We start from the raw sequence: 412 nt of genomic DNA, 5'->3' as shown, positions 1-412 counted from the left end.
TTTCAGAACTAGGTTTTCAACGACTGCAGCTGGGATCCCAAGACATTCCACTGCGGAAGGCACCTTTGGGGGATTGATTTGTGGCACTAGTTTTTCCCAATACGCAGAGCCCATCATACTTCCCCTCTTGAAGTTGCCTAGTCAACTGATGTCGTATGTTTTTCTATTTATAAGTATTAGTGCGTGTAGGAGAAATAAGCTAATCCGATTACGATTACAGGCGCGAAAGGAATCACTAGTGGCTTATTAGACCTAAAGCCTGGTGTAACTTTTTCAATGCAGTAGCCCTTGACCTGATGAGTTAGAGCAACGCTCGTTGAAGCAATGTGCAGCATCAAATAAAAGATGCCAACAATACCCCCTGCGAGAATAATTCCGATAGACGCTTCCCACAGATTACTCAGTCCCAGCC

1 pseudogene is annotated in these 412 nt (G+C 44.7%); it reads right to left on the bottom strand.

The features are described 5' to 3' along the window. Nucleotides 1-176: 176 nt before the first annotated feature. Nucleotides 177-412: pseudogene (locus tag UF06_RS27140) on the bottom strand (prepilin peptidase); the annotation flags it as partial.

This window comes from Vibrio sp. S234-5 (genome assembly GCF_000960595.1).
Taxonomy (GTDB): domain Bacteria; phylum Pseudomonadota; class Gammaproteobacteria; order Enterobacterales; family Vibrionaceae; genus Vibrio.
This window is presented reverse-complemented; position numbering and strand designations above follow the sequence as displayed.